Origin of the sequence: Suttonella ornithocola (assembly GCF_001889065.1) — a bacterium.
Taxonomy (GTDB): Bacteria; Pseudomonadota; Gammaproteobacteria; order Cardiobacteriales; family Cardiobacteriaceae; genus Suttonella_A; species Suttonella_A ornithocola.
In genome coordinates, this window is sequence record NZ_LWHB01000181.1 from 1 (window position 1) to 5,255 (window position 5,255).

The 5,255-nt window shown below is 43.1% G+C and carries 3 protein-coding genes; 2 read left to right on the plus strand and 1 reads right to left on the minus strand.

Annotated elements, in window-relative coordinates:
* Positions 1-58 precede the first annotated feature (58 nt).
* The gene (locus A5N85_RS12230) at positions 59-2,980 is read right to left on the minus strand and encodes an FAD-linked oxidase C-terminal domain-containing protein (protein ID WP_072577467.1); all 2,922 of its coding nucleotides are present in this window, start codon (positions 2,978-2,980) and stop codon (positions 59-61) included.
* 242 nt (positions 2,981-3,222) lie between these two features.
* On the opposite strand from A5N85_RS12230, the gene A5N85_RS12235 reads away from it, so the two are divergent.
* Positions 3,223-4,122 carry an EamA family transporter gene (locus A5N85_RS12235; protein ID WP_072577466.1) on the plus strand — a complete coding sequence of 300 codons (900 nt, stop codon included), beginning with the start codon at positions 3,223-3,225 and terminating at the stop codon, positions 4,120-4,122.
* A gap of 51 nt (positions 4,123-4,173) precedes the next feature.
* Positions 4,174-5,255, plus strand: a 1,082-nt coding sequence (locus A5N85_RS12240) for an FAD-dependent oxidoreductase (protein WP_211268205.1), incomplete at its 3' end; no start/stop codon positions are given.

A 5,255-nucleotide genomic window follows, 5' to 3' on the forward strand; every position in this document is an offset into this window, starting at 1 on the left:
TTTTACTCATTTTATAGTTTTTTAGGTTGGAAAATAGGATGATTTATCAATAGATTTTCTATGCTATCGGGGTTTCAATGGCTTTTAGTAAAGCTTGTAGCGGATGCTGCAAATCGGTATTTACCATACGCTTGGTTTGTGAACGGCAGGAATAGCCGGTTGTGAGTAGGCGTTCACCATATTCATGTACGGGCTGTTGCCAAGATAGAGCGAATAAGCCTTCAGAGGATTGGCGGTGTTCAATTTCGTGTCCATAGGTACCCGCCATGCCGCAGCATCCTGTCGCAACGAGTTTTAAATCCAAGCCAAAATGGAAGAAGATTTCTTGCCATTGTCGGGTGCTGGCAGGTAGCTGGGTCTTTTCGGTACAGTGTCCTGCAAGGTAGTAGGTTTCGCCGCGTTTTGCTAAGGCTGGGCGGTCGTTTAGATATTGAATCAACCATTCTTGAGGCAAAAGAACGTTATGTGCTTTTCCGCTGTCTTTGGCATATTCTTGACGATAGACGAGCGTCATGGCAGGATCAAGTCCAATGAGCGGAAAGCCTGTTTCAGCGGCTTTGCTGAGTAAGTGGTTGTTCTTTTTTCTTAATGCACGGAATTGTTTGAGAAAACCATGAACGTGTAAGGGCTTGCCGTTAGGGAAGTAAGGTAAGATGTAGGCTTTGAAAGAGAGAGCTTTCAGTAGTTTGAGCCAATCTAGAAAAACAGGGGTGTCAAAGTAACGCGTAAAGGCGTCTTGTACCAAGATAACGCTGTTTGCTGAGGCGTTATTGAGTTCAGAGAGGTTTTTATTTTCTAAGAGTGTTGCTCCGAGTGCGGCTAAATTGGCTTTTGCTTCTGGATGAAGAAGGGGTGGGTCGCACAGTTTGAAAAATTGTTTGTTTATCCAGCGAACAAGGGAAAACCGCATGGTGGCATTATATAGGCTAGAGAAGCGTACCATTAATGGAATAAAGTATTCTAAGTAGCCAATAAGGTAATCTCTTACTGGGCGGCGATAGCGCTGATGGTAAGCAAATAAAAATCTTGCTTTGCTATCTGGAATATCCACTTTAATTGGACACTGTCCTGCGCAGGATTTGCAAGATAGGCAACCATGCAAGGCATCATAGACTTCTTTTTCAAAGGCGGGTTCTAGACTGTCATCGGCTTGCCGACGTAGCCATTCTTTAACGAGCATGGCGCGTCCTTTGGGGGAATGCACTCGGTCGCGTGTGATTTTCCAAGAGGGGCACATGGGGTCATCGAATGCAAAGTTAAAACAAGCGCCATTGCCGTTACAATGCATGGTATTGCCGTAGTGTTGCCAGTCAGAAAGGGGGATGTGTTTGTCTTTGTCGCCTCTAAAGGGAATGGCGGTTAGTGGCGTTAAATTGGCGTCGCTTTCTAATGGGGTGGCGATTTTACCAGGGTTGAGTTGGTTATGGGGGTCAAAGAGGGTTTTGACGGTTTGGATGAGTATCCAGCTGTCGCCGAAGAATTTGGGCGCATATTCTGAGCGTAAGCCTTTTCCGTGTTCTCCCCATAGAACGCCGCCGTATTGATGAGTGAGTTCAACGACTTTTTCGGTTACTGTAGTGAGAATTTCGCTGGCTTTTTCGTCTTTCATATCAATGAGCGGGCGGACGTGTAAAACGCCTGCGTCAACGTGCCCAAACATGCCGTAATCTAAGCCCATATCATCTAATACTGCGCGAAATTCGAGAATAAAATCGGCGAGATGCTCTGGTGGAACGGCGGTATCTTCGACAAAGGGTTGGGGGCGTTTTTCACCTTGCACGTTGCCAAGCAGCCCTACTGCGCGCTTGCGCATGGCATAGATGTGTCCAATGGCGACATCTCCGCGTGCCACGGTTTTGCTTAATCGAATGACGCTTTCATCGTTTTCTAAATGTTCAAGAATTTTCGCAATTCTGGCTTCTAAGTGTTCTTCTTCATCTGCATGGATTTCCATGAGGTTAATGCCCATGACCGGCGTATCTGCGGTTTGTGGGAAGTAATCCGCCACGCTTTCCCAAACGATATCGTCTTTGGCAAGTCCTAGCACTTTGGAATCAACGGTTTCAATGGATAAGGGTTGTTGTGAAAGTAGGGCTTTGGCATCTTCTAACGCGGATTGAAAGTTTGCATAGCCAATGTTTATCAACGCGCGATGTTTTGGTAGGGGTAGGACGTTTAGCGTGGCTTCGGTAATCATTCCTAAAGAGCCCTCAGATCCACAAATAACGCTATTGATGTTAAAGGTTTTTTCAGTGAGTAAGTTGGGTAGGTCATAGCCAGTGAGCGCACGTGTGAGCTTAGGAAAGCTGGATTGGATTTGTTCGCTGTGCTTGTCAGCTAAGTCAAAAAGTTGTCGATATAGATATTGTTGTGCTGCAGATTTATTGATGATGTGTGTTTCCCAATCGTTACGCGGTAAAGGTTCGGCATCTAATACTTCGCCGCCAAGCAAAACGGTAGATAAGGCTAAAACGTGATCATGGGTTTTGCCGTAACGTAGGCTGCCTTGACCGCTTGCATCGGTGTTAATCATTCCACCAATGGTGGCGCGATTAGAGGTGGAAAGCTCTGGTGCAAAGAATAAGCCGTAGGATTTTAAAGCAGCATTGAGCTGGTCTTTTACTACACCGGCTTGTACTCGAGCAGTTCGAGCAACAGGATCAATTTGAATGATTTGATTCATGTAGCGAGAAATATCTACAATCATTCCATTGGTTAGGGATTGTCCATTGGTTCCTGTACCGCCGCCACGCGCGGTGAGATGGATATCTTTAAAAACGGGTTCTGCGATAAGCTGCATGATGATTTGCACATCAGCCGTTGTCCGTGGAAATAAAATTGCTTGTGGACGGCATTCGTAAACAGAGTTATCTGTGGAATAGACGGTGAGTTGAGCATCTTTTTGGGTAATGTCGCCAGAAAATTTTGATTGGCTAAGTGCTTGTAGAAATTGTGTTGTCAGTGATGATGTTTGTGTCATAGCGATGACAAGATGAATAAACTTGGGCAGAAATTGTGCCATAAACTGATTATGCCTGCTGAAAAAACAAAAACATTATATTTTTCATCTTGTTAAAAGTTTAATAACAAGGTATCAACAATTTTTGTGCAGAAATGACGATTTATAAAGCTAGCTGTTTAATTCTTTAAATAATTTTTTTTGGGTAAAAAATAAACAGTTTTTTTGCGCATTATTTATAATAGCATTTTTTGGAAAATGCTATGTCTGAAACGGCTAAAGGGGTGTGGATTTGTTTATCCGCTCAAGGGTTATTTGGTGTGTTATATCTCTTTAGTCGTTGGATGATGCCATTGTCGGGTACACAGGTATATGCGTTGCGTGTGCCTTTAATGTTCTTGGGGTTATTAGTGATTGTTAGGCTCACAATTGGCGTTCGAGGACTATGGCGCTTTTATCAGCAACATTTACAGCATAATCTCAAAGATTGGGGATTGATGCTTTTAGGAAGTGCTTTATTTCATCTTCAAATGTGGTTGTTTATGTGGGCGCCCGTTAATGGAGAGGGAATCAACACCGCAATGGGCTATTTTTTACTTCCGCTAGTGATGGTTTTCATTGGTTGGTTAATGGGGGAAAAGTTAAATCGCTGGCAAATAGCAGCGTTAGTTTTTGCAGCAACGGGCGTTGGCTATGAATGGTGGATGAGTAAGGCTTTTTCTTGGACAACAGCTTTAGTGGCGATAGGATTTCCAGCTTATTATTTATTGCGCCGTTGGATGAGGGTTGGGGCATTAGAAGGATTAGTGTTTGATTTGGCGGTGATGACGTTGCCGTGTTTATATTGGATTGCTACTGATAAATGGATAGTAGATGTGATTACTCATGAAGCGAAATTTTATGCATTATTGCCTTTATTAGGTATTATCAGTGCGTTAGGGCAATATGCGAATATGCAATCAAATTTGCTATTACCCATGAGTTTGTTTGGTATGCTGAGCTATTTAGAGCCAGCTTTACTATTTTTGGCAGCGGTAGTGATATTAGCAACACCAATGAGCGCCAGTGCAATAGTGAGCTATAGCTTGATTTGGGCGGCGCTAGGTCTGTTGACGATTAGTGCTTTTCGTCGTTGGAGATGGCGTTATCGTCATCTTCCTTGAAAAAGAGATAAAACACGCCATTTAGTAATGAGTTATTCATTGGAGAATGTGATGCGTCAAGTAGAAAATTTAATTATTGGTTTTGGTAAAGCTGGTAAAACTTTAGCAGGTGATTTAGCGAAAGCGGGTCAGTCTGTAATTTTAGTAGAAGCCTCGTCTAAGATGTATGGCGGAACGTGTATCAATATTGGCTGTATTCCGTCTAAAAAATTGGCTTTTTTAGCGCACGAAAAAGCTGCTGAGACTGGGCTTGCTTTTGAACAGGCGGTTGTACAGAAAGATAAATTGATTTCTGCGCTAAACAAAGCGAACTATGAAAAGGTAGCAAAGGTTGCTGAGGTAATCACTGGAAAGGCAACATTTAAGGATGCGCATACGGTAGAAATTTCTTTAGCAGATGGGGGAGAGGAAACCATTCAAGCAGAAAGAATTTTCATCAATACGGGAGCAAGTAATTGGCAACCACCAATTGAAGGGGTTGAAAACAATCCTTATATTTTAGATAGCACGGCTTTGATGGAATTAGAAAAAACACCAGAGCATTTAGTCATTGTTGGCGGTGGCTATATCGGTTTAGAGTTTGCGTTTACCCTGTCTAGCTTTGGCAGCAAAGTTACCATTTTAGAAACGCTTGATACGTTTTTACCGCGTGAAGACAGAGAAATTGCCGCTGAACTCGAAAAAATTATGAATAAACGTAATATTCATGTTCGCTTAAATCAAAAAGTCAAACGCATCGAGGCTTCAGATACGCAGGCAATTGTTCATACAGCAGATGATACGCTCACTGCTGATGCCGTCTTAATTGCAACCGGTCGCCGTGCAAATGTAGAAGGCTTAGGCTTAGAGAAAGCAGGCGTAGAATTGGCAGAGCGTGGGCATATTGCAGTCAATGATAAATTGCAAACGAGCCAGCCTCATATTTGGGCAATGGGGGATGTTGCTGGTAGCCCGCAGTTTACCTATATTTCTTTAGACGATTATCGAATTGTTAAAGATCAATTATTAGGGGAAGGAAAAAGAACAACCAAAGGTCGGACGTTTCCTTATGCGGTATTTGTGCAGCCACCATTAGCCAATGTCGGCTTAACGGAAGCACAAGCCAAAGAAAAAGGAATAACAGTTAAAACGGC